This is a genomic window from Kitasatospora putterlickiae (genome assembly GCF_039527695.1).
Lineage (GTDB): Bacteria > Actinomycetota > Actinomycetes > Streptomycetales > Streptomycetaceae > Kitasatospora > Kitasatospora putterlickiae.
Map to the genome: position 1 here is coordinate 48428 of NZ_BAAAKJ010000029.1, position 19409 is coordinate 67836.

17 protein-coding genes, 1 pseudogene and 1 riboswitch are annotated in these 19409 nt (G+C 73.1%); of the genes and pseudogenes, 16 read left to right on the plus strand and 2 right to left on the minus strand.

Annotated elements, in window-relative coordinates; genetic code table 11:
• On the minus strand, nucleotides 1-2248 hold a 2248-nt coding region (locus ABD308_RS03955; protein ID WP_344325564.1), incomplete at its 3' end, for an ATP-binding protein.
• Nucleotides 2249-2494: 246 nt separating this feature from the next.
• Between ABD308_RS03955 and ABD308_RS03960 the strand changes: the two genes are divergently transcribed.
• The 14 genes from ABD308_RS03960 (at nucleotide 2495) to ABD308_RS04025 (ending at nucleotide 16632) form a co-directional block, all read left to right on the plus strand.
• A complete protein-coding gene (locus tag ABD308_RS03960; protein ID WP_344325567.1) occupies nucleotides 2495-2971 on the plus strand; it encodes a DUF948 domain-containing protein in 477 nt (158 codons plus the stop codon).
• 4 nt (nucleotides 2972-2975) lie between these two features.
• Complete coding sequence (locus tag ABD308_RS03965) at nucleotides 2976-3428, plus strand: DUF6167 family protein (RefSeq protein ID WP_344325570.1); 453 nt, start codon at nucleotides 2976-2978, stop codon at nucleotides 3426-3428.
• On the plus strand, nucleotides 3428-6097 hold the full coding sequence (gene alaS / locus ABD308_RS03970) for an alanine--tRNA ligase (RefSeq protein WP_344325573.1): 2670 nt from the start codon (nucleotides 3428-3430) through the stop codon (nucleotides 6095-6097). Before ABD308_RS03965 ends, alaS begins: the two co-directional genes overlap by 1 nt.
• Before the next feature lie 16 nt (nucleotides 6098-6113).
• Nucleotides 6114-6593 carry a Holliday junction resolvase RuvX gene (gene ruvX, locus ABD308_RS03975; RefSeq protein WP_344325577.1) on the plus strand — a complete coding sequence of 160 codons (480 nt, stop codon included), beginning with the start codon at nucleotides 6114-6116 and terminating at the stop codon, nucleotides 6591-6593.
• 113 nt (nucleotides 6594-6706) lie between these two features.
• A complete protein-coding gene (gene mltG / locus ABD308_RS03980; protein ID WP_344325580.1) occupies nucleotides 6707-7936 on the plus strand; it encodes an endolytic transglycosylase MltG in 1230 nt (409 codons plus the stop codon).
• A gap of 158 nt (nucleotides 7937-8094) precedes the next feature.
• Complete coding sequence (mltG, locus tag ABD308_RS03985) at nucleotides 8095-9954, plus strand: endolytic transglycosylase MltG (protein WP_344325583.1); 1860 nt, start codon at nucleotides 8095-8097, stop codon at nucleotides 9952-9954.
• 37 nt (nucleotides 9955-9991) lie between these two features.
• Nucleotides 9992-10822: a shikimate dehydrogenase gene (locus ABD308_RS03990; RefSeq protein ID WP_344325586.1), complete on the plus strand. Its 831-nt coding sequence runs from the start codon at nucleotides 9992-9994 to the stop codon at nucleotides 10820-10822.
• A gap of 195 nt (nucleotides 10823-11017) precedes the next feature.
• Nucleotides 11018-12202 (plus strand): chorismate synthase, encoded by a 1185-nt coding sequence (gene aroC / locus ABD308_RS03995; RefSeq protein ID WP_344325589.1) that lies wholly within the window; start codon nucleotides 11018-11020, stop codon nucleotides 12200-12202.
• The gene (locus ABD308_RS04000) at nucleotides 12199-12720 is read left to right on the plus strand and encodes a shikimate kinase (RefSeq protein ID WP_344325592.1); all 522 of its coding nucleotides are present in this window, start codon (nucleotides 12199-12201) and stop codon (nucleotides 12718-12720) included. Before aroC ends, ABD308_RS04000 begins: the two co-directional genes overlap by 4 nt.
• Nucleotides 12713-13801, plus strand: coding sequence for a 3-dehydroquinate synthase (gene aroB / locus ABD308_RS04005; protein WP_344325594.1), 1089 nt, complete (start codon nucleotides 12713-12715; stop codon nucleotides 13799-13801). The genes ABD308_RS04000 and aroB overlap by 8 nt, the downstream gene beginning before the upstream one ends.
• An 8-nt stretch (nucleotides 13802-13809) precedes the next feature.
• Entirely contained in the window at nucleotides 13810-14238 is a 429-nt protein-coding gene (gene aroQ, locus ABD308_RS04010; protein WP_344325627.1) for a type II 3-dehydroquinate dehydratase, read from the plus strand.
• A 111-nt stretch (nucleotides 14239-14349) separates the two neighbouring features.
• Entirely contained in the window at nucleotides 14350-15264 is a 915-nt protein-coding gene (locus tag ABD308_RS04015) for an AAA family ATPase (protein ID WP_425554686.1), read from the plus strand.
• 96 nt (nucleotides 15265-15360) lie between these two features.
• The gene (locus ABD308_RS04020) at nucleotides 15361-16191 is read left to right on the plus strand and encodes an Fpg/Nei family DNA glycosylase (protein ID WP_344325598.1); all 831 of its coding nucleotides are present in this window, start codon (nucleotides 15361-15363) and stop codon (nucleotides 16189-16191) included.
• Between the two features lie 57 nt (nucleotides 16192-16248).
• Entirely contained in the window at nucleotides 16249-16632 is a 384-nt protein-coding gene (locus tag ABD308_RS04025) for a hypothetical protein (RefSeq protein WP_344325600.1), read from the plus strand.
• 53 nt (nucleotides 16633-16685) lie between these two features.
• Here the strand turns inward: ABD308_RS04025 and ABD308_RS04030 are convergent.
• A pseudogene (locus tag ABD308_RS04030) lies at nucleotides 16686-17024 on the minus strand (ArsR/SmtB family transcription factor); the annotation flags it as partial.
• Nucleotides 17025-17106: 82 nt separating this feature from the next.
• Nucleotides 17107-17299: riboswitch (cobalamin riboswitch) on the plus strand.
• Between the two features lie 30 nt (nucleotides 17300-17329).
• On the opposite strand from ABD308_RS04030, the gene nicT reads away from it, so the two are divergent.
• Both nicT and ABD308_RS04040 read left to right on the plus strand, forming a co-directional pair.
• Nucleotides 17330-18451: a Nickel transporter NicT gene (nicT, locus tag ABD308_RS04035; protein WP_344325603.1), complete on the plus strand. Its 1122-nt coding sequence runs from the start codon at nucleotides 17330-17332 to the stop codon at nucleotides 18449-18451.
• Between the two features lie 372 nt (nucleotides 18452-18823).
• A complete protein-coding gene (locus tag ABD308_RS04040; RefSeq protein WP_344325606.1) occupies nucleotides 18824-19327 on the plus strand; it encodes a hypothetical protein in 504 nt (167 codons plus the stop codon).
• Nucleotides 19328-19409 lie beyond the last annotated feature (82 nt).

Consider the following 19409-nt stretch of genomic DNA (forward strand, 5'->3'; position numbering starts at 1 on the left):
CCCCGGGGCCCGGCCGGGGGCCCGGGCCGTCCGGGCGGCCGTCGCCGCCCAGCGCCCGGTGCACGGCGGCGTCCAGGTCGAGCCGGGTGCCGGTGGCGAAGGAGTCGGTGAACTCCTGCTCGGTCAGTCCGGCGACGGCGCGCTCCTCGCAGGCCCGGTGCGGGCCGTTGAAGGTGCGCGAGCCGAAGAACGGCGTGCCGACCGTGCGCCAGATCCGGTGCGCGGCGCCCTGCAGCACCCGGGCCTCGCGCAGGTCGCCCGGCTCCCCGGGGCCGGCGGGCTCGGTCTCCAGCAGCGCCAGCAGGTCGATCGCCAGCACGATGCCCAGCAGGTCGTTGAAGAGGTGGTTGAGCCGCACGCTCTCCCGGGCCAGCGTCCGGGCCGGGCGGATCTCGCCGTTCAGCCAGTGCGAGTACGCCAGCGCGTAGAGCCCGTACGCGTACGCCCACCGCTCGCCGTGCTCCTCGCACAGTTCGCGGACCTGTCCGAGCCAGAGTTCGCCGCTCTCCCGGTCGCCCTGGAAGAGGTGGGCGAGGCCGAGCTCGAACATCGCCATCAGCACGTTGCTGTTGAGCTCGCCGATGGTGCGGTAGTGCCAGAGCGCCTCCTCGAACAGCTCGACGGCGCGGACCGGCTCGTCGCCGATCAGCGAGGCGCAGCCCTGCCGGTGCACGGCGTAGGCCAGCGCGCGGTCGTCGCCGGTGACCAGCGCCTGGCGGCGGCACTCCTCCAGGGCGGGCCGGGCGGTCGCCAGGTCACCTTGCAGGGTGGCCGCGTAACCGGTCACCCAGAGGGCCTTGGCGCGGGCCTCGGTGGGTTCGGGGTCGAGTGCCAGCGCCCGCTCCAGCCAGTGCCGGCCCTCGCCGAGGTGGCCGCAGCCGACCCAGTAGAACCAGAGGGTGCCGGCCATCAGCAGGGCGATCCGCTCCTCGCCGGGTTCGGTCAGGCTGAACTCCAGGGCGGCCCGCAGGTCGGTGTGCACCAGCGCGGTGCGTTCGGCGGTCTCCGCCTGGCGGGGGCCGAACCACTCGACCTCGCCCCAGGTGGCCACGCCCAGGTACCAGTCCCGGTGCCGGCGCAGCAGCCGCTGCTCCTCGCCGCCCGCGCGCAGCCACCCCAGCCCGTACTCGCGGACGGTGTCCAGCAGCCGGAAGCGCACGCCGTAGGGGCTCTCCTCCCCGGTCCGGCGGCCGGGAGGCGCCCCCACGCGCAGGACGACGGACTTGGCGACGAGTTCGGTGAGGTGGTCGAGCAGCTCGTCCGGGTCGAGGCCCTCTCCGGCGCAGACGTATTCGGCCGCGTCCAGGTCGAAGCCGCCCGCGAAGACCGAGAGGCGGGCCCAGAGTAAACGTTCCTGCACTGTGCAGAGCTCATGGCTCCAGCCGATCGTGGTGCGCAGCGTCCAGTGGCGCGGCGGGGCCGCCGGGTCGCCGCCGGTCAGCAGCCGGAACCGGTCGTCCAGCCGGGCACCGATCTGCTCCACCGACAGCGCCCGCAGCCGCCCGGCGGCCAGTTCCACGGCCAGCGGGATGCCGTCCAGCCGGCGGCAGAGCCGGGCGATCGCCCCGGCGTTGGCGGCGGTGACCTCGAAGGACGGCAGCACCGCCCGCGCCCGGTCCGCGAACAGCCGCACCGCGTCCGGCAGGTCGGCGGGCGCCGGGCCGGTGGCGCCGGTCGTTCCGGCCGGGTCCGTCGGGTCCGTCGGGTCGGCTGGGTCGGCTGGGTCCGCCGGGCCGACCGGCAGCGGGGCCAGGGTCAGCAGGTGCTCGCCGGCCGTGCGCAGCGCCAGCCGGCTGGTGGCCAGCACCCGCAGCCCCGGCAGGGCCCGCAGCAGCGCCGAGGCCAGCTCCGCGCAGGCCGCCGCCAGGTGCTCGCAGCCGTCCAGCACCAGCAGCAGCCGGCGCCCGGCCAGCTGTTCGGCCAGCACCTCCACCGGGTCACGGGCGGTGCCGTCGGTCAGCCGCAGCGCCTCCAGCACGGCGTGCCCGAGCAGCCGCCCGTCCCGTACCGGCGCCACCTCGACCAGCCAGGCGCCGTCCGGGAACGCCCCCGCCGCCCGGGCCGCCGCCCGCAGCGCCAGCCGGCTCTTGCCGACGCCGCCGGGGCCGGTGACCGTCACCAGCCGGTGCCCGGCCAGCAGCAGGGCGAGCTCGGTCAGCTCCCGCCGCCGGCCGACGAAGCTGGTGACCTCCGCCGGGAGCCGCCCCGGCAGCGGCCGGTCCGGCCGCGGTGTCGATTCCCCGTCCACACCCTGCTCCCCGCTTCGAGGCCCGGGCCAGCCCGGCCCGGGCGTCCGTCCGTCCGGGCCGCCCGGGTGGCGGCCCGCCCGGCAGAACGAGGTGACCGGCGGGTAGGTTACGCGCGCGGATCGCACATCCGGTCGGATCGCCGCGCGCCCCGCGCGGAAACCCGGTCCGGAAAGTCCGTGCGGTCGCGATAGGGTTCCCTAGGGCGTGTTGCCCTGGAGAACCGCGAGGCGAGGGAGCGCGCAAAGGTGTCCGTGGGAGAGCTGGCCGGCCTGCTCGTCGCCGTGTTCTGGGCGGTCCTGGTCACCCTGCTCGCCGTCGTGCTGGTCCGGCTGTCGCGGGTTCTCAAGGAGGCGACCGTCCTGGTCTCCGCCGTCACCGAGCAGGCCGTGCCGCTGCTCACCGACGCCGGCGCCGCCGTGCGCAGCGCCAACGAGCAGCTGGAGCGGGTGGACGAGATCACCGCCAACGTCCAGGACGCGGCGGCCAACGCCAACGCGCTCTCCTCCACCGTCGCGGCCACCCTCGGCGGCCCGCTGGTCAAGGTCGCGGCGTTCAGCTACGGCGTGCGCAAGGCCGTCGCCAAGCAGCAGGGCACCGCGACGCTGCCGACCCAGCCGGCCGAGCGCGAGGAGCTGGCCCGGCTGATCCGGGCCGAGGTGCGGGCCGCGACCGCGCCCAAGAGCGGCCTGCTCTCCCGGGTCCGGCGCGCGGTGAAGGGCTGACGGCATGGTGCGACGCATCTTCTGGATGGCGGTCGGCGCCGGCGCCACCGTCTGGGCCATGAACAAGGCCAACGAGGCCGTGCACCGGCTCACCCCGGACAGCCTCTCCGGCACCGCCGCGCGCGGCGCCCTGCAGCTGGGCGACCTGGCCAAGCAGTTCGCCCAGGACGTGCGGGCCGGCATGACCGAGCGCGAGGAGCAGCTGCGCGAGGACCTCGGACTGGACGGCACCGCCGTCGTCGAGCCGCGCCGCCGGGGCGTCCCCCGCNNNCCGGGCGGCGAGCCCCGGTACCGAGCTATCTCGGCGGCGCCCGGGAGCCCGGCCGCCGCCCTTCCCCCGTCCAGCAGTGCCCGCGCGGCGTCCTCCGACGACGCCCGCACCACCCCCCAAGCCATCGAGAAAACGCCCCGGCGCGCGCTTCCGCCGCGGGGCGGCACCAACCGGAAGGACCACTAATGGAGTCGGCAGAGATCCGCCGCCGCTGGCTGCGCTTCTTCGAGGAGCGCGGCCACACCGTCGTTCCGTCGGCGTCCCTGGTCGCCGACGACCCCACCCTGCTGCTGGTCAACGCCGGCATGGTTCCGTTCAAGCCGTACTTCCTGGGCGAGGTCAAGCCGCGGTTCTCGCGCGCGACCAGCGTCCAGAAGTGCGTGCGCACCCTGGACATCGAGGAGGTCGGGAAGACCACCCGGCACGGCTCCTTCTTCCAGATGTGCGGCAACTTCTCCTTCGGCGACTACTTCAAGGAAGGAGCCATCAAGTTCGCGTGGGAGCTGCTCACCAGCCCCGTCGCGGACGGTGGCTACGGCCTGGAGGAGGAGAGGCTCTGGATCACCGTCTACCAGGACGACGACGAGGCCGAGCAGATCTGGCGTGAGGTCATCGGCGTTCCGGCCGAGCGGATCCAGCGCCTCGGCATGAAGGACAACTTCTGGTCGATGGGCGTCCCCGGCCCGTGCGGCCCGTGCTCGGAGATCAACTACGACCGCGGCCCCGCGTACGGCGAGGAGGGCGGCCCGGCCGTCAACGGCGAGCGCTACCTGGAGATCTGGAACCTGGTCTTCATGCAGTACGAGCGCGGCCACGGCGACGGCAAGGACGGCTTCGAGATCCTCGGTGACCTGCCGAGCAAGAACATCGACACCGGCCTCGGCCTGGAGCGCCTGGCCGCCATCCTGCAGGGCGTCGACAACCTCTTCGAGATCGACACCAGCCGGATGATCCTGGACCGGGCCGCCGAGCTGACCGGTCACCGCTACGGCGCCGACCACAAGGCCGACATCTCGCTGCGCGTGGTCACCGACCACGTCCGCACCGCGCTGATGCTGGTCGGCGACGGCGTCTCCCCCGGCAACGAGGGCCGCGGCTACGTGCTGCGCCGCATCCTGCGCCGCGCGATCCGCAACATGCGCCTGCTGGGCGCCACCGAGCCGGTGGCCAAGGAGCTGATCGACACCGCCATCAAGGCGATGGCCCCGCAGTACCCCGAGCTGGAGACCGACCGCAAGCGCGTCGAGGCGGTCGTCGTCGGCGAGGAGGCGGCCTTCCTGCAGACCCTGAAGGCCGGCACCAACCTGCTGGACGCCGCGGTCACCGAGACCAGGCAGGCCGGCGGCGCGGTGCTCTCCGGCGACCAGGCGTTCAAGCTGCACGACACCTACGGCTTCCCGATCGACCTGACCCTGGAGATGGCCGGGGAGCAGGGCCTCCAGGTCGACGAGGCCGGCTTCCGCCGCCTGATGCAGGAGCAGCGGGACCGCGCCAAGGCGGACGCCAAGGCCAAGAAGACGGGCCACGCCGACGTCGCCGCGTACCGCGAGGTCGCCGACAAGTCCGGCGCCAGCGTCTTCACCGGCTACAACCTCACCGAGGGCGAGGCCACCGTGGTCGGCCTGCTGGTGAACGGCGTCCCGGCGCCGGCCGCCACCGAGGGCGACGAGGTCGAGCTCATCCTCGACCGCACCCCGTTCTACGCCGAGGGCGGCGGCCAGCTCGCCGACCACGGCCGGATCCGGCTGGACTCCGGCGCGGTCGTCGAGATCCGCGACGTGCAGCAGCCCGTCCCGGGCGTCATCGTGCACTCCGGCGGCGTGCTGTTCGGCGAGGTCGTGCTCGGCTCGTCCGCGTACGCCACCATCGACGTGGAGCGCCGCCGGGCGATCGCCCGCGCCCACTCGGCCACCCACCTGACCCACCAGGCGCTGCGCGACGCGCTCGGCCCGACGGCCGCCCAGGCCGGTTCGGAGAACGCCCCGGGCCGCTTCCGCTTCGACTTCGGCTCGCCCGCCGCCGTGCCCGGCAGCGTGCTGACCGACGTCGAGCAGAAGATCAACGACGTGCTGACCCGTGAGCTGGAGGTCACCGCCGAGGTCATGACGATGGACGAGGCCCGCAAGGCCGGCGCCATCGCGATGTTCGGCGAGAAGTACGGCGACGAGGTCCGCGTCGTCACCATCGGCGACTTCTCCAAGGAGCTGTGCGGTGGCACGCACGTCGGCAACACCGCCCAGCTGGGCCTGGTGAAGCTGCTCGGCGAGTCCTCGATCGGCTCCGGCGTGCGCCGGGTGGAGGCGCTGGTCGGCGCCGACGCGTACCGGTTCCTGGCCCGTGAGCACACCGTGGTCGCCCAGCTGACCGAGCTGGTCAAGGGCCGCCCGGAGGAGCTGCCGGAGAAGATCTCCGGCATGCTCGCCAAGCTCAAGGACGCCGAGAAGGAGATCGAGCGCTTCCGCGCCGAGAAGGTGCTCGCGGCCGCCGCGGGTCTGGCCGACTCGGCGGAGGACGTGCACGGCATCGCCGTGGTGGCCGCCCGGGTCGCCGACGGCACCGGCGCCGACGAGCTGCGCAAGCTGGTCCTGGACGTGCGCGGCCGGCTCGGCTCGCGTCCGGCCGTGGTCGCCGCCTTCACCGTGGCGAACGACCGCCCGCTGACCGTGATCGCCACCAACGAGGACGCCCGCGGCCGCGGCATCAAGGCCGGCGAGCTGGTCCGCACCGCGGCCAAGACCCTCGGCGGCGGCGGCGGCGGCAAGGACGACGTCGCCCAGGGCGGCGGCACCAACCCCGGCGCGCTCGACGAGGCCGTCGCCGCGGTGCGCGGCCTGGTCGCGGAACGCGCCTCCTGATGGGGTCCGCGTTCTGATGGAGTTCGAGGAGAAGCCCTTCCGGCGCGGGCGGCGGATCGCCGTCGACGTCGGGGACGCCCGGATCGGGGTCGCGTCCTGCGACCCCGACGGGGTGCTCGCCACCCCGGTGGAGACCGTTCCGGCGGGTGTGAAGTCGCAGGCCAGGATCGCCGCGATCGTCGAGGAGTACGGCGCGATCGAGGTGATCGTCGGGCTGCCCCGCTCGCTCAGCGGCAAGGAGGGCCCGGCGGCCGAGAAGGTCCGCGGCTACGCGGCCCGGCTGGCCAACCGGCTCTGGCCGGTGCCGGTCCGGCTGGTCGACGAGCGGATGTCGACGGTCACCGCGACCCACGGGCTGCGCGCCTCGGGGGTCAAGGCCAAGAAGGGCCGCTCGGTGGTCGACCAGGCCGCCGCGGTGGTGATCCTGCAGACCGCCCTTGAGTCCGAACGGGTGAGCGGACGCCCGCCGGGTGAGAGCGTCGAGGCGGCGGGCTGACCGGCCTGTTCTAACGTCCCGAAGAGGGGCTCGTGCGGACCCGTCCGTACGGGCCCCTCCGCCGTTGCCGTGCCGCGCCGACCGCCGCGCGGACCGCCGAGGGGACGCACGCCGTGACCGATCTGGACCTCACCCCCGGTCTGAGCCCCGGCCACCTCGGTGCGCCGGCGACCGAACCGGAGGGCCGCCCGCCGGGCGCGCCCGGTCCGCGCCCCGATGCGCCGGATCCACGCCGATGGCGTACCGGACTGGCCTGCCTGCTGACCGCGCTGTCGCTGATCGCCGTGTTCGGCGGGATCGGGCTGGCCGGGTTCAGCTGGATCCAGGGGCAGCGCAAGCCTCCGGCCGCCGCCGACTACCAGGGCGGCGGGTCCGGCTCGGTGCAGGTGTCGGTGCCGGAGGGCGCCGGGCTCAGCCAGATCGCCTCCGCGCTGGTGCGCAACGGCGTGGTGGCCAGCTCGCTCGCCTTCACCCGGGCCGCCAAGGGCAGCGCGGCGGCGGCCGGGCGGATCCAGCCCGGTACGTACACGCTGCGGCTGAAGATGTCGGCGGCCGCGGCGCTCGCCGTGCTGGTCGACCCGGCCAACGCCAACGGTCTGACCATCCCCGAGGGCTGGCGCGGCAGCCAGATCTACGCGGCGATCGACAAGAAGCTGCAGCTCCCGGAGGGCACCACCGAGCAGGCGGCCAAGGACCAGGTCGCCGAGCTGGGACTGCCGGAGAGCGCGGGCGGTGTCGCCGAGGGCTACCTGTTCCCCGCGACCTACGCGGTCACCGAGGACACCACCGCCGTCGACCTGCTGAAGCAGATGGTCGAGCGCGCCGGCCGCGAGTTCACCAGGGACGACGCGGAGGTCGTCGCGACCAACCTCGGGCAGTCGCTGTACGGGCTGGTGACCATCGCCAGCATGGTGCAGGGCGAGGCCGACAACGCCGAGGACATGGCGAAGGTCGCGCGGGTGATCTACAACCGGCTGGCCAAGAACATGCCGCTGCAGCTGGACTCCACCATCAACTACGCGATGGGGCGCTCCACGCTGAACACCAGCGTCACCGACACCCGGCTCGACTCCCCGTACAACACCTACAAGCACGCGGGGCTGCCGCCGACGCCGATCTCCAACCCGGGGCGGCAGGCGATCATGGCGGCGGTGGACCCGGCGCCCGGGGACTGGCTCTACTTCGTGACCGTCAAGCCGGGCGACACCCGGTTCACCGACAGCTTCGAGGTGCAGCAGCGGAACGTCGCGGAGTTCAACGCCAACCAGGCGGCGGCGAGCGCCTCGGCCTCCGCGTCCGCGTCGGCGTCCGCGGCGCCCCCGGCCTCGCCGGGGGCACCGTAGGGAAGGGTCGGGCGGCGCTCCGGCCGATCGGTCGACTGCGGTACGGTAGCGTCTCCGTCCAGGTGTTGCGCTAGCACGCCGGTTCGACAAGCAGCCGGGACGCCGTCCCGGGCGACCGGTCCGATCCTCCGGTCGTCTCCGTCGGTATAAGGGGATCAATGACCGATCTCGGTCGGGGCTATGGCCCCCAGGGCTCCGAGCCGTGGCATCCGGGAGACCCCGGTTACGGCGGTCAGCAGCCGGTCCCCGGCCAGCAGGACGGCCAGTGGCAGCAGCACCCCCAGCAGTACGGCGGTCAGCAGCAGGGTTACCCGCAGCAGCAGATGCCCGAGCAGCAGATGGCGCCGCAGGGCATGGACCAGCAGGGCATGGGCGGCCAGCAGGGTTTCCCGCAGGGCGGTCAGGGCCAGCAGCAGTACGGCGGCCAGCAGCAGGGCTACCCGCAGCAGATGCCGCAGCAGGGGTATCCGCAGCAGCAGGGCTACCCCCAGCAGCAGGGATACCCGCAGCAGGGCGCGGACCAGCAGGGTGGGGGTCAGCAGGGCGTCGGCCAGCAGGGTTACCCGCAGCAGCAGGTGCCCCAGCAGATGCCGCAGCAGGGTTTCCCGCAGGGCGGTCAGGGCCAGCAGCAGTACGGCGTTCCGCCGCGGGGCGTCCCGGGACGGCAGGAGCGACCGGCCCCCGAGCAGCCCTCCGGCCCCGGGCCGGACGGCATCGACTGGGAGGCGGAGGCCGCCGCGCTGGAGGCCGGCGCCGACCCGGCCGCGGGCGCCGACGGCCGTGCGCACGCCGAGGACGAGTGGGACGGCCACGAGGGCGGGTACGCCGAGGACGAGTACCACGAGGACGGCGCCGAGAGCGACGGGCAGGGCGGCTTCCTCGGCGAGGAGGACGACTCCCGCGAGGCGAAGAAGAAGCGCAAGGAGAAGGGCAAGAAGTCGGGCCGGCGCAACGGCGGCGCCTGCCTGGTGGTCGCCCTGGTGCTGCTCGGCGCCATGGGTGGCGCCGGCTACTGGGGCTACGGCTTCTACAAGGACCACTTCGGTCCGCCGCCGGACTTCCCCGGCCCGGGCTCCGGCACGGTCAGCGTGGAGATCAAGCAGGGCGCGGCCGGCACCCAGATGGGCCTGGCGCTGAAGCAGGCCGGCGTGGTCAAGAGCGTCGACGCCTTCACGGCGGCGTGCGACAAGAACGTCAAGTGCACCACCATCCAGCCCGGCGCCTACAGCATGCCCAAGGAGATGTCGGCCGAGGGCGCCGTGCAGTTCCTGGTGGAGGCCAACGGCGGCGAGAAGCTGATCATCCGGGAAGGCCTGACCGCCGCCGCCACCTACGTCAAGATCGACGAGAAGCTGGGACTGTCCAAGGGCACCACCGCGACCGTCGCCAAGGAGCAGGTCAACAGCCTCGGCCTGCCCGCCTACGCCAAGGGCAACATCGAGGGCTTCCTCTGGCCGACCCGCTACTCGATCACGCCGGGCATGAAGCCCGAGGACCTGCTCAAGGAAATGGTCAAGAACGCCACGGAGCGCTACGCGGCCCTGGACGCGGAGGCGTCGAAGATCGGCCTCAAGTCCGGCTACGAGGTCGTCATCGAGGCGAGCATCCTGCAGGCCGAGGGCAACAACCCGGCGGACTTCGCCAAGATGGCCCGGACCATCCAGAACCGGCTGGCCGACAAGGGCAAGGTCAACGGCAGGCTCGGCATGGACACCACGCTGCAGTACTCGCTGGGCCGCACGTCGCTCGACCGCAAGGAGATCAACGACGCGTCGAACCCGTACAACACGTACATCAACGCGGGTCTGCCGCCGACGCCGATCGGCAACCCGGGCGAGGACGCCCTCAAGGCGACGCTGAACCCGGCGGACGGCAAGTGGCTGTACTTCATCGCGATGAAGTCGGGCGAGACCCGGTTCGCGGAGACGGACTCCGAGCACCGCGCGAACACCGAGGAGTACTGCACGTCGATCGGCTCGAAGTTCGACCCGGTCGCCGTTCACTGCACCAAGGGCTGACCGCCCGCCGCAGGGCCGTACAAGGAGACACACCAGCGTGACCAGCAAGCACCGGGCCGCCGTCCTCGGCTCGCCGATCGCCCACTCGCTGTCGCCCGCCCTGCACCGGGCCGCTTTCGCGGCGCTCGGCCTGGACGGCTGGCGCTACGACCGCTTCGAGGTCGACGAGGCCGCGCTGCCCGGCTTCCTCGCCGGGCTGGACGAGGCCGAGTGGGCGGGCTGCTCGCTCACCATGCCGCTCAAGCGGGCGGTCATCCCGCTGCTCGACGAGATCAGCGGGACCGCCCGGTCGGTCGAGGCCGTGAACACCCTGGTGTTCACCGCCGACGGGCGCCGGACCGGGCACAACACCGACGTCCCCGGGCTGGTCAACGCGCTGCGCGAGCGCGGCATCACCGAGGTGCCGGCCGCCGCGGTGCTCGGCGCCGGGGCCACCGCCTCCTCGGCGCTGGCCGCGCTGGCCCGGCTGGGGGCCCGCGAGGTCACCGTCTACGTCCGCAGCCCCGAGCGGGCCCGGGAGATGACGGAGCTGGGGGAGCGGCTGGGCGTGGCGGTGCGCACCGCCGACTGGGCGCGCGGCGCCGAGGCGCTGGCCCACCCGCTCACCGTGGCCACCACCCCGGCCGGGGCGACCGACGGCTTCGCCGGGGACCTGACCGCCGAGCCGGGCGCGCTCTTCGACGTGCTGTACCACCCCTGGCCCACCAAGCTGGCCGGGGCGTGCGCCGAGCGCGGGGCGACCGTGCTGGGCGGTCTCGACCTGCTGGTGCACCAGGCGGTGCTGCAGAACGAGCTGTTCACCGGGCGGACCCCCGGGCCGCTCGCGGCGATCCGGGCGGCCGGGGAGGCCGCGCTGGCGGCGGGCTGAGGACGCCGACGAGGGCGCCCCGGGGTGCCCCGGCGGCGTGCCGGCCGGCCGTCGCCGTCCGCCGGTCGACCGATTGCTGTCCGGTGATCGGACTCCGCGGCCGGTCGACCGGTCCGGCATGAAAGGATTCGGGGAGAAGGCACGTCCGGACGGGCGGCGGCAGCGCCGCCGCGGTCCGCTGATGAAGGAGCTCCGTTGGGTACGTTGCGCTGGCTGACGGCGGGGGAGTCGCACGGCCCCGCACTCGTCGCGACGCTGGAGGGCCTGCCCGCCGGTGTACCGGTCACCACCGCCATGGTGGCCGACGCGCTGGCGCGCCGCCGGCTCGGCTATGGTCGCGGCGCACGGATGAAGTTCGAGCAGGACGAGGTGACCTTCCTCGGCGGCGTCCGGCACGGCCTCAGCATGGGCAGCCCGGTCGCCGTGATGGTGGGCAACACCGAGTGGCCGAAGTGGGAGCAGGTCATGTCGGCCGACCCGGTCGACCCCGAGGTGCTCGCCGGTCTCGCCCGCAACGAGGCGCTGACCCGGCCGCGCCCCGGCCACGCCGACCTGGCCGGCATGCAGAAGTACTCGATCGACGAGGCCCGCCCGATCCTGGAGCGCGCCAGCGCCCGGGAGACCGCCGCCCGCGTCGCGCTCGGCGCCGTCGCCCGCTCCTACCTCAAGGAGACCTGCGGCATCGAGATCGTCAGCCACGTGGTCGAGCTGGCCGCCGCCAAGGCCCCGGCCGGCGTGCTGCCGCTGCCCTCGGACGAGGCGAAGCTGGACGCCGACCCGGTGCGCTGCCTGGACGCCGACGCCTCGAAGGCGATGGTCGCCGAGATCGACCAGGCCCACAAGGACGGCGACACCCTGGGCGGCGTCGTCGAGGTGCTCGCCTACGGCGTCCCGGTCGGCCTCGGCTCGCACGTCCACTGGGACCGTCGGCTGGACGCCCGGCTCGCCGCCGCGCTGATGGGCATCCAGGCGATCAAGGGCGTCGAGGTCGGCGACGGCTTCGAGCTGGCCCGGGTCCCCGGCTCGCAGGCGCACGACGAGATCGTGCCGACCCCCGAGGGCGCCAGGCGCGTCTCCGGCCGCTCCGGCGGCACCGAGGGCGGCCTGTCCACCGGTGAGCTGCTGCGGGTGCGCGCCGCGATGAAGCCGATCGCGACCGTCCCGCGCGCGCTGCGCACCGTGGACGTGCGCACCGGCGAGCCGGCCAAGGCCCACCACCAGCGCTCCGACGTCTGCGCGGTGCCGGCGGCCGGCATCGTCGCCGAGGCGATGGTGGCCCTGGTGCTCGCCGACGCGGTCAACGAGAAGTTCGGCGGCGACCACGTGTCGGAGACCCGGCGCAACGCGCAGAACTACCTCGACCACCTGATCGTCCGATGACCTCCCCGGTCGTCGTGCTGGTCGGCCCGCCCGGCAGTGGCAAGTCCACCGTCGGGCGGGTCCTCGCCGAACGCCTTGGCGTGGGCTTCCGCGACACCGACGCGGACATCGAGGAGCAGGCCGGCAAGCCGATCCCGGACATCTTCGTCGACGAGGGCGAGCCGCACTTCCGCGCCCTGGAGGCGGCCGCCGTGCGCGCCGCCGCCGGGACCCACGGCGGGGTGCTCGCGCTCGGCGGCGGCGCGGTGATGGCCGAACCCACCCGCGAGCTGCTGCGCGGCCTGCCCGTGGTGTTCCTGGAGGTGCCGCTCGCCGACGCGGTCAAGCGGGTCGGCCTGGACGCCCCCCGCCCGCTGCTGGCCGTCAACCCGCGGGCCCGCTGGCGCGAGCTGATGGAGGCCCGCCGCCCCCTCTACCTGGAGGTGGCCACCGCCGTCGTCGACACCGCCGGCCGCACCCCCGAGCAGGTCGCGGACGCCGTACTGGAAGCACTGGAGCTGAAGACCCCCCATGACTGACACCGTCAGGATTCACGTCGGCGGCAGCGCCGGCCACGACCCGTACGACGTGCTGATCGGGCACCAGTTGCTCGGCGAGCTGGCGCCGCTGATCGGGACCAGGGCCCGCCGGGTGGCGATCATCCACCCGGAGGCGCTGTCGGCCACCGCCGACGCGATCCGCGAGGACCTCGCCGGCGAGGGCTACGAGGCGATCGCCCTCCAGGTGCCCAACGCCGAGGAGGCGAAGAGCGCCGAGGTGGCCGCGTACTGCTGGTCGGTGCTCGGGCAGACCGGGTTCACCCGTACCGACGTGGTCCTCGGCCTCGGCGGCGGCGCCACCACCGACCTGGCCGGCTTCGTCGCCGCCACCTGGCTGCGCGGGGTCCGCTGGATCTCCATGCCCACCACGCTGCTCGGCATGGTCGACGCGGCGGTCGGCGGCAAGACCGGCATCAACATCGCCGAGGGCAAGAACATGGTCGGCGCCTTCCACCCGCCGGTGGGCGTGCTGGCCGACCTCGCGACCCTGGAGACCGTGCCCCGGCACGACTACGTCTCCGGCCTCGCCGAGGTCATCAAGTGCGGCTTCATCGCCGACCCGGCCATCCTCGACCTGATCGAGGCCGACCCGGAGGGCGCCAAGACCCCGGCCGGGCCGCACACCGTCGAGCTGATCCGGCGGGCCATCCAGGTCAAGGCCGATGTCGTCTCCGGGGACCTCAAGGAGTCCGGGCGGCGCGAGATCCTCAACTACGGCCACACCCTCGGCCACGCCATCGAGCGCAATGAGCGCTACAAATGGCGGCACGGCGCGGCGATCTCGATCGGCATGGTGTTCGCCGCCGAACTCGGCCGCCTCGCCGGGCGGTTGGACGACGCGACCGCCGACCGGCACCGCACCGTGCTCGCCTCGGTCGGGCTGCCGCTCAGCTACCGGGCGGACGCCTGGCCCAAGCTGCTGGACGCGATGAAGATCGACAAGAAGTCGCGCGGCGACCTCATCCGCTTCATCGTGCTGGACGGCCTCGGCAAGACCTCCGTGCTGGAGGGCCCCGACCCGTCGCTGCTGGTGGCCGCCTACGCGGAGGTGTCCTCGTGACCCGGGTGATGGTGCTCAACGGCCCCAACCTCGGGCGGCTCGGCAGCCGCGAGCCCGACGTCTACGGCTCCACCTCGTACGCCGGGCTGGTCGAGCGCTGCACCGCGCTCGGCAAGGAGCTGGGCTTCGAGGTCGAGGTGCACGAGACCAACTCCGAGCAGACCATGGTCGAGTGGCTGCACGAGGCGGCCGACGGCCGGGTGCCGGTGGTGATCAACCCGGGCGCGTTCACCCACTATTCGTACGCGATGCGGGACGCCGCCTCGCAGCGCACCGCGCCGCTGATCGAGGTGCACATCTCCAACCCGTACGCCCGGGAGACCTTCCGGCACACCTCGGTGATCTCCGCGGTGGCCTCCGGCACCATCGCCGGGTTCGGGATCGGCTCGTACGAACTGGCGCTGCGGGCGCTGGCCGACCAGCTCGCCACGGGCTGACGGGGCGTCGGCGACCGGGGGGCGCCGGGGCGGTGACCAGCGGCGGTGCGGCGGCGGACTGTGTCCACCGCCGCACCGGCGTGTAGTGTCCCCGCTGTAGGAAGTCGGGAGGTGACCGTGACGCAGTACCCCGGGGGTGGACCCGTCCCCCCGCGTCCCGTCGCTCCGCCGGCTCCCGCGTACCCGGCTCCCGGGCCCGCGCCCGTTCAGGTGCCCGCGCCCGCCGCGTCGTCCGGGCCGCCGACCGTGCCGGTGCCGGTCGTCCCGCCGGGGCCGCCCGTCGCTCCTGCCCCTGCCCCTGCCCCTGCGCCCGCTCCGGCTCCCGCCCCTGCTCCGGCTCCCGGGCCCGCTCCGGCCGCCGCGCGCGGTCCGGTGGCGCCGGTGCCCGCCGGGTCCACCGGCCACTTCCTGCTGCCGTCCGGCGCGCCCGTCCTGTTGCCCGCCCGCCCGCCGCAGCAGCACGCGGCCACCGGCCCGATCGCGGTGCTGCTGATCGGCCCGGCCGGCGCCGGCAAGACCACCGTCGCCCGCTACTGGGCCGAGCGGCGCCCCACCCCGACCGCGCACATCAGCCTCGACGACGTCCGCGAGTGGGTGCAGTCCGGCTTCGCCAACCCGCAGTCCGGCTGGAACAACGCCTCCGAGGCGCAGTACCGGCTGGCCCGCCGGACCTGCGGCTTCGCCTGCCGCAACTACCTCGCCAACGGCATCTCCTGCATCATCGACGACGCCGTGTTCCCTGACCGCCCCGCCATCGGCCTCGGCGGCTGGAAGCGGCACATCGGCCCCGGCATGATCCCGGTGGTGCTGCTGCCCAGCCTGGACTCGGTGCTCGGCCGCAACGCCCGGCGCGGCGGCAACCGCCGGCTCGGCGACGAGGAGGTGGCCAGGATCCACGGGCGGATGGCCGGCTGGTACAACTCCGGGCTGCCGATCATCGACAACTCCCACCTCGACGTGGCGGCCACGGCCGCCGAACTCGACCGGGTGATCCTGGCCCGGCTGATGGGCGCCCCGGTGCGCTGAGGCCCCCTTCGGGCGCCCCGGCGGGCGGGCCGGAGTGTCGGTGCCGGCTGCGATGATGGACGGGTCCTGAACGAACCACCGGGGGGAGCCGCGCCCGTGCCGGAAGGCCACATCATCCACCGCCTCGCCGCCGAGAACCACCGCGCCTTCGGCGGGCGGCCGGTCCGTGCCGGCAGCCCGCAGGGCCGCTTCGCGGACGGCGCCAAGCTCATCGACGGACGGGAGCTGGTCGCGGCCGAGGCCACCGGCAAGCACCTCTTCCTCGGCTTCGGCGAGGACGCCTGGGTGCACGTCCACCTCGGCCTGTACGGCGGCTTCACCTTCGGTGACCTCGGCGACGGACCGGCGCCCGAGCCGGTCGGCCTGGTCCGGCTGCGGCTGGAGAACGACGAGCACTACGCCGACCTGCGCGGCCCCAACACCTGCGCGCTGATCACCGACGCGGAGAAGGCCGCCGTCGCCGCCCGCCTCGGTCCGGACCCGCTGCGCGCCGACGCCGACCCGGACGCCGCCTGGCGGCGGATAACCGGCAGCCGCACGACGATCGCCGCCCTGCTGATGGACCAGAAGGTGCTGGCCGGCGTCGGCAACGTCTACCGCGCCGAGGTGCTGTTCCGGCACGGCATCGACCCGCAGCTGCCCGGCCGCGCGCTGCGCCGGGCCGCGTGGGACGCGATCTGGGCGGACCTGGTCGCCCTGATGCGCGAGGGCGTCACCGCCGGCCGGATCGACACCGTCCGCCCCGAGCACACCCCCGAGGCGATGAACCGCCCGCCACGCGTCGACGACCACGGCGGGGAGGTCTATGTCTACCGCCGGGCCGGCCGGCCCTGCCTGGTCTGCGGCACCGACGTCCGGACCGAGGAGCACGCCTCCCGCAACCTCTTCTGGTGCCCGTTCTGCCAGCCGGCCTCCGCCTGGACGTGATGCCCCGTTCGATCGATTCGGCCGTGCGCGAACCGGCCCGCCGGTAGGGTCGTCCACATGTCTTTCGCGGATGGGGAGTTCGCCGATCATCAGGGAGCGCGTCGGGGCGGGCGCGGGCTTCCGGCGCCGGTCGTGGCGGTGCTCGTGAACCTGCCGCTCGGCATCGTGGGAGTGATCCCGTACTGGTTCACCTGGAGCTTCCTCGCCGACTTCGTGTTCGCCCGGTTCGGGTGGACCACCGCCAATCCGTACAACACGAGGGACGGAGCGGGTCTCGCGCTCGGCGTGACCCTGGCCGCCCTCCTCCCGTACCTGCTGCTCGCGGTTGTCGTGAACTGGTTCGGGGCGCGCCGCCGGGGAGTCGGGGGAGCGGGCTTCTGGGCGCTGCTGGTGGCCGCTCAGCTGCTGCCGGCGGTGGTTTTGGCGAATCTGCCCGGGTAGTCGGCGGGTCGGGCGGCCGACGGTCCGTGAATGACGGGCGCGTCACTGGCGCACTGGTCGAGGAGGGGGCGCAGGGCTGCGTCCACGAGCCGGTAGCGCACAACGCGCCCCTCCTTCTCGCCAGCCACCGCTCCGGCCGTCCGGAGCAGGCGCAGGGCCTGGGAGACGGCGGGGTCGCGCATGCCGGTGGCGACGGCGAGGTCGGTCACGGCGAGCGGGCCGGTGCGGTGCAGGGCGAGCAGGAGGGCGAGCCTGCCGGGGTCGGCGAGCAGGGCGAACCGGTCGGCGCAGGAGCGGACGTGGGCGGTGTCGCCGATCGCGGCGATGGCTTCGCAGACCCGGTGGCCGTCGATGGTGCGGTGGCCCGCGCGGTCGGCCGGTACGAGATGCATACGGCCCATTCTGGCAGGCGGCCGGTTGTGATCCTGAACACCTGCGTAGGTACGCAGCCTTGCATGGGTCGGCCGGGGCCCCTACGGTGTTGCCCGCCGTGGTGCTCGGGAAGACCGGTGACGGACCCTCAGGGGTCCCATTCCGGAGCGGCCCTCGCCACTGTGATCGGGGGAGAGTGTCCGTACCCACGACGCCACTGGGCGCCTCGCGCGCTTGGGAAGGCGGGTACGGGAGCCCCGTCAGCCAGGAGACCGGCCGCGGCATCTCACGAAGTCATTCCACGAGGTGCTGGAGCGTGATCCGCATGACCCTGCCCGAAACCGCCACCACCGCGGCGCCGCCCGCCGCCCTGCCCGCCTTCCGCTGGCGCCGCGAGGACACCCTGCGCACGGCCGGGCTGATGGGCGTGATCCTCGCCATGCACGTGGTGGCGTTCGGCACGCTGATCTTCCTGGTCGCACCGGAGAAGTACGAGGTGGGCACCCAGGTCTTCGGGGTGGGCCTGGGCATCACCGCCTACACCCTCGGCATGCGGCACGCCTTCGACGCCGACCACATCGCGGTGATCGACAACACCACCCGCAAGCTGATGGCGGACGGCAAGCGTCCCGTCTCGGTGGGCTTCTGGTTCGCCCTCGGCCACTCCTCGATGGTGGTGCTGATGGCCGCCCTGGTCGCGGGCGGCGCCCAGCTGGCCACCACCCTGATGGACGACGAGTCGACCACCCACCAGTGGCTGGGCGTGGTCGGCACCTCGGCCTCGGGCGTCTTCCTCTACCTGATCGGCGCGCTCAACCTGGCCGCGCTGTTCGGCATCCTCAAGGTCTTCCGCTCGATGCGGGCCGGCCGGTTCGACGAGGCCGAGCTGGAGGCCCACCTGAACGCCCGCGGCCTGCTGGCCCGGGTGCTGAACCGGGCCACCCGTTCGATCACCCGGCCCGGCCAGATGTTCCCGGTCGGCATGGTGCTGGGCCTGGGCTTCGACACCGCGACCGAGGTCACCCTGATGGTGATGGCCGGCTCCGGCGCCGCCTCCGGCCTGCCCTGGTACGCCATCGCCTGCCTGCCGCTGCTGTTCGCGGCCGGCATGAGCCTGTTCGACACCCTCGACGGCACCTTCATGAACTTCGCCTACCAGTGGGCGTTCTCCAACCCGGTCCGCAAGGTGTACTACAACCTGACCATCACCGGCCTGTCCATCGCGGTCGCCTTCATCATCGGCACCATCGAACTCGTCGGCGTCCTCCACGAGAAGCTCGACCTCACCGACCCGGTGACCGGCTGGGTCGCCGGCATCTCCCTCGACAACGTCGGCTACGCGATCGTCGGCCTCTTCGTCGTCGTCTGGGCCGCCGCCATCGCCTACTGGCGCCTGGCCGGCGTGGAACGGAAGTGGACCCCGAAGCCCGCCGGCGCCGCGGAGTAGCGGCCCACGAGGGCCGTCACGCCTCCCGCAACCTCTTCTGGTTCCTCTTCCGTCCTCCTGCGCGTGCAGGTGTCCCGCTATGGGCTGTTCAATCGCTTCGTCCGATTGCGTCAGGGTAGGGACGGGAAAAACGCGGAATTGGCAAAGGCGAACTGAGTACGGGGACGAAGGGAGAAGGGTTCGGCGTGACGATCATCTCCCTTGACGGCCATCGCCTTTGCGGGAATCATTCAAGGGACCGCCGGGGGGTGGCCTGGGGGCGGGAGTCCGACCAGGCTGGTCCGTAGACGATTTTCCCTTTTCCCTCCGGCTGCCCCGTCTGTTCCCGCGTGTACGTCGACGCGGATGACCAGTGACACCGGAGGATCATCCATGAAGCGTCCCCTCGCGGTCGCCGCCACGCTGGCCGCCACCGCACTCGTCTCGCTCTCCACCGTCGTACCGGCCCACGCGATCGAGTACGTCTCGGACACGTGCAACTTCGGCGACAAGGCGAACTGCTTCGCCATCTTCTTCAACTCGCAGAACGAGTACGGGATGTCCACCAGTTCGTGCTTCATGTCGAACAAGGACATCGACGACCACTACGGCGTCAACTCGCCGAACGGCAACATCCTCGTGCTCTACCAGTTCGGGTACAACTACCAGCCCATCAACAGCAACCTCGGCGGCTCGGTCTGCCGGCCCAACGAGGGCAGTGGGCAGCAGCTGAAGAACAATGCCGCCTCCGTCGTGAACGGCGATCCGTGGGCGAGTTACACCGTTTTCTACAACTCCAACTTCTACGGTACTGCGCAGACCATCGGAGCCTATTCGAAGGCGAATCTCATCGCGAAGCTCCACGACAACAACGCCTCCCACCGGCGAAATGGATGATCACATTCCATTTTCTCCGGAAAGTTCGGCCCGAGGAGAGTGAGCGGGCGCTCGCCGGAGGGCGGAGGGCGCGGGCGGCGGC

What these genes read in the sequence shown, in the direction of transcription:
- aroB (WP_344325594.1), top strand. Translation starts at nt 12,713, where the DNA reads ATGACTGACACCGTCAGGATTCACGTCGGCGGCAGCGCCGGCCACGAC.
- mltG (WP_344325583.1), top strand. Translation starts at nt 8,095, where the DNA reads ATGACCGATCTCGGTCGGGGCTATGGCCCCCAGGGCTCCGAGCCGTGG.
- alaS (WP_344325573.1), top strand. Translation starts at nt 3,428, where the DNA reads ATGGAGTCGGCAGAGATCCGCCGCCGCTGGCTGCGCTTCTTCGAGGAG.
- ABD308_RS04025 (WP_344325600.1), top strand. Translation starts at nt 16,249, where the DNA reads ATGTCTTTCGCGGATGGGGAGTTCGCCGATCATCAGGGAGCGCGTCGG.
- ruvX (WP_344325577.1), top strand. Translation starts at nt 6,114, where the DNA reads ATGGAGTTCGAGGAGAAGCCCTTCCGGCGCGGGCGGCGGATCGCCGTC.
- aroQ (WP_344325627.1), top strand. Translation starts at nt 13,810, where the DNA reads ATGGTGCTCAACGGCCCCAACCTCGGGCGGCTCGGCAGCCGCGAGCCC.
- ABD308_RS04040 (WP_344325606.1), top strand. Translation starts at nt 18,824, where the DNA reads ATGAAGCGTCCCCTCGCGGTCGCCGCCACGCTGGCCGCCACCGCACTC.
- nicT (WP_344325603.1), top strand. Translation starts at nt 17,330, where the DNA reads ATGACCCTGCCCGAAACCGCCACCACCGCGGCGCCGCCCGCCGCCCTG.
- ABD308_RS04000 (WP_344325592.1), top strand. Translation starts at nt 12,199, where the DNA reads ATGACCTCCCCGGTCGTCGTGCTGGTCGGCCCGCCCGGCAGTGGCAAG.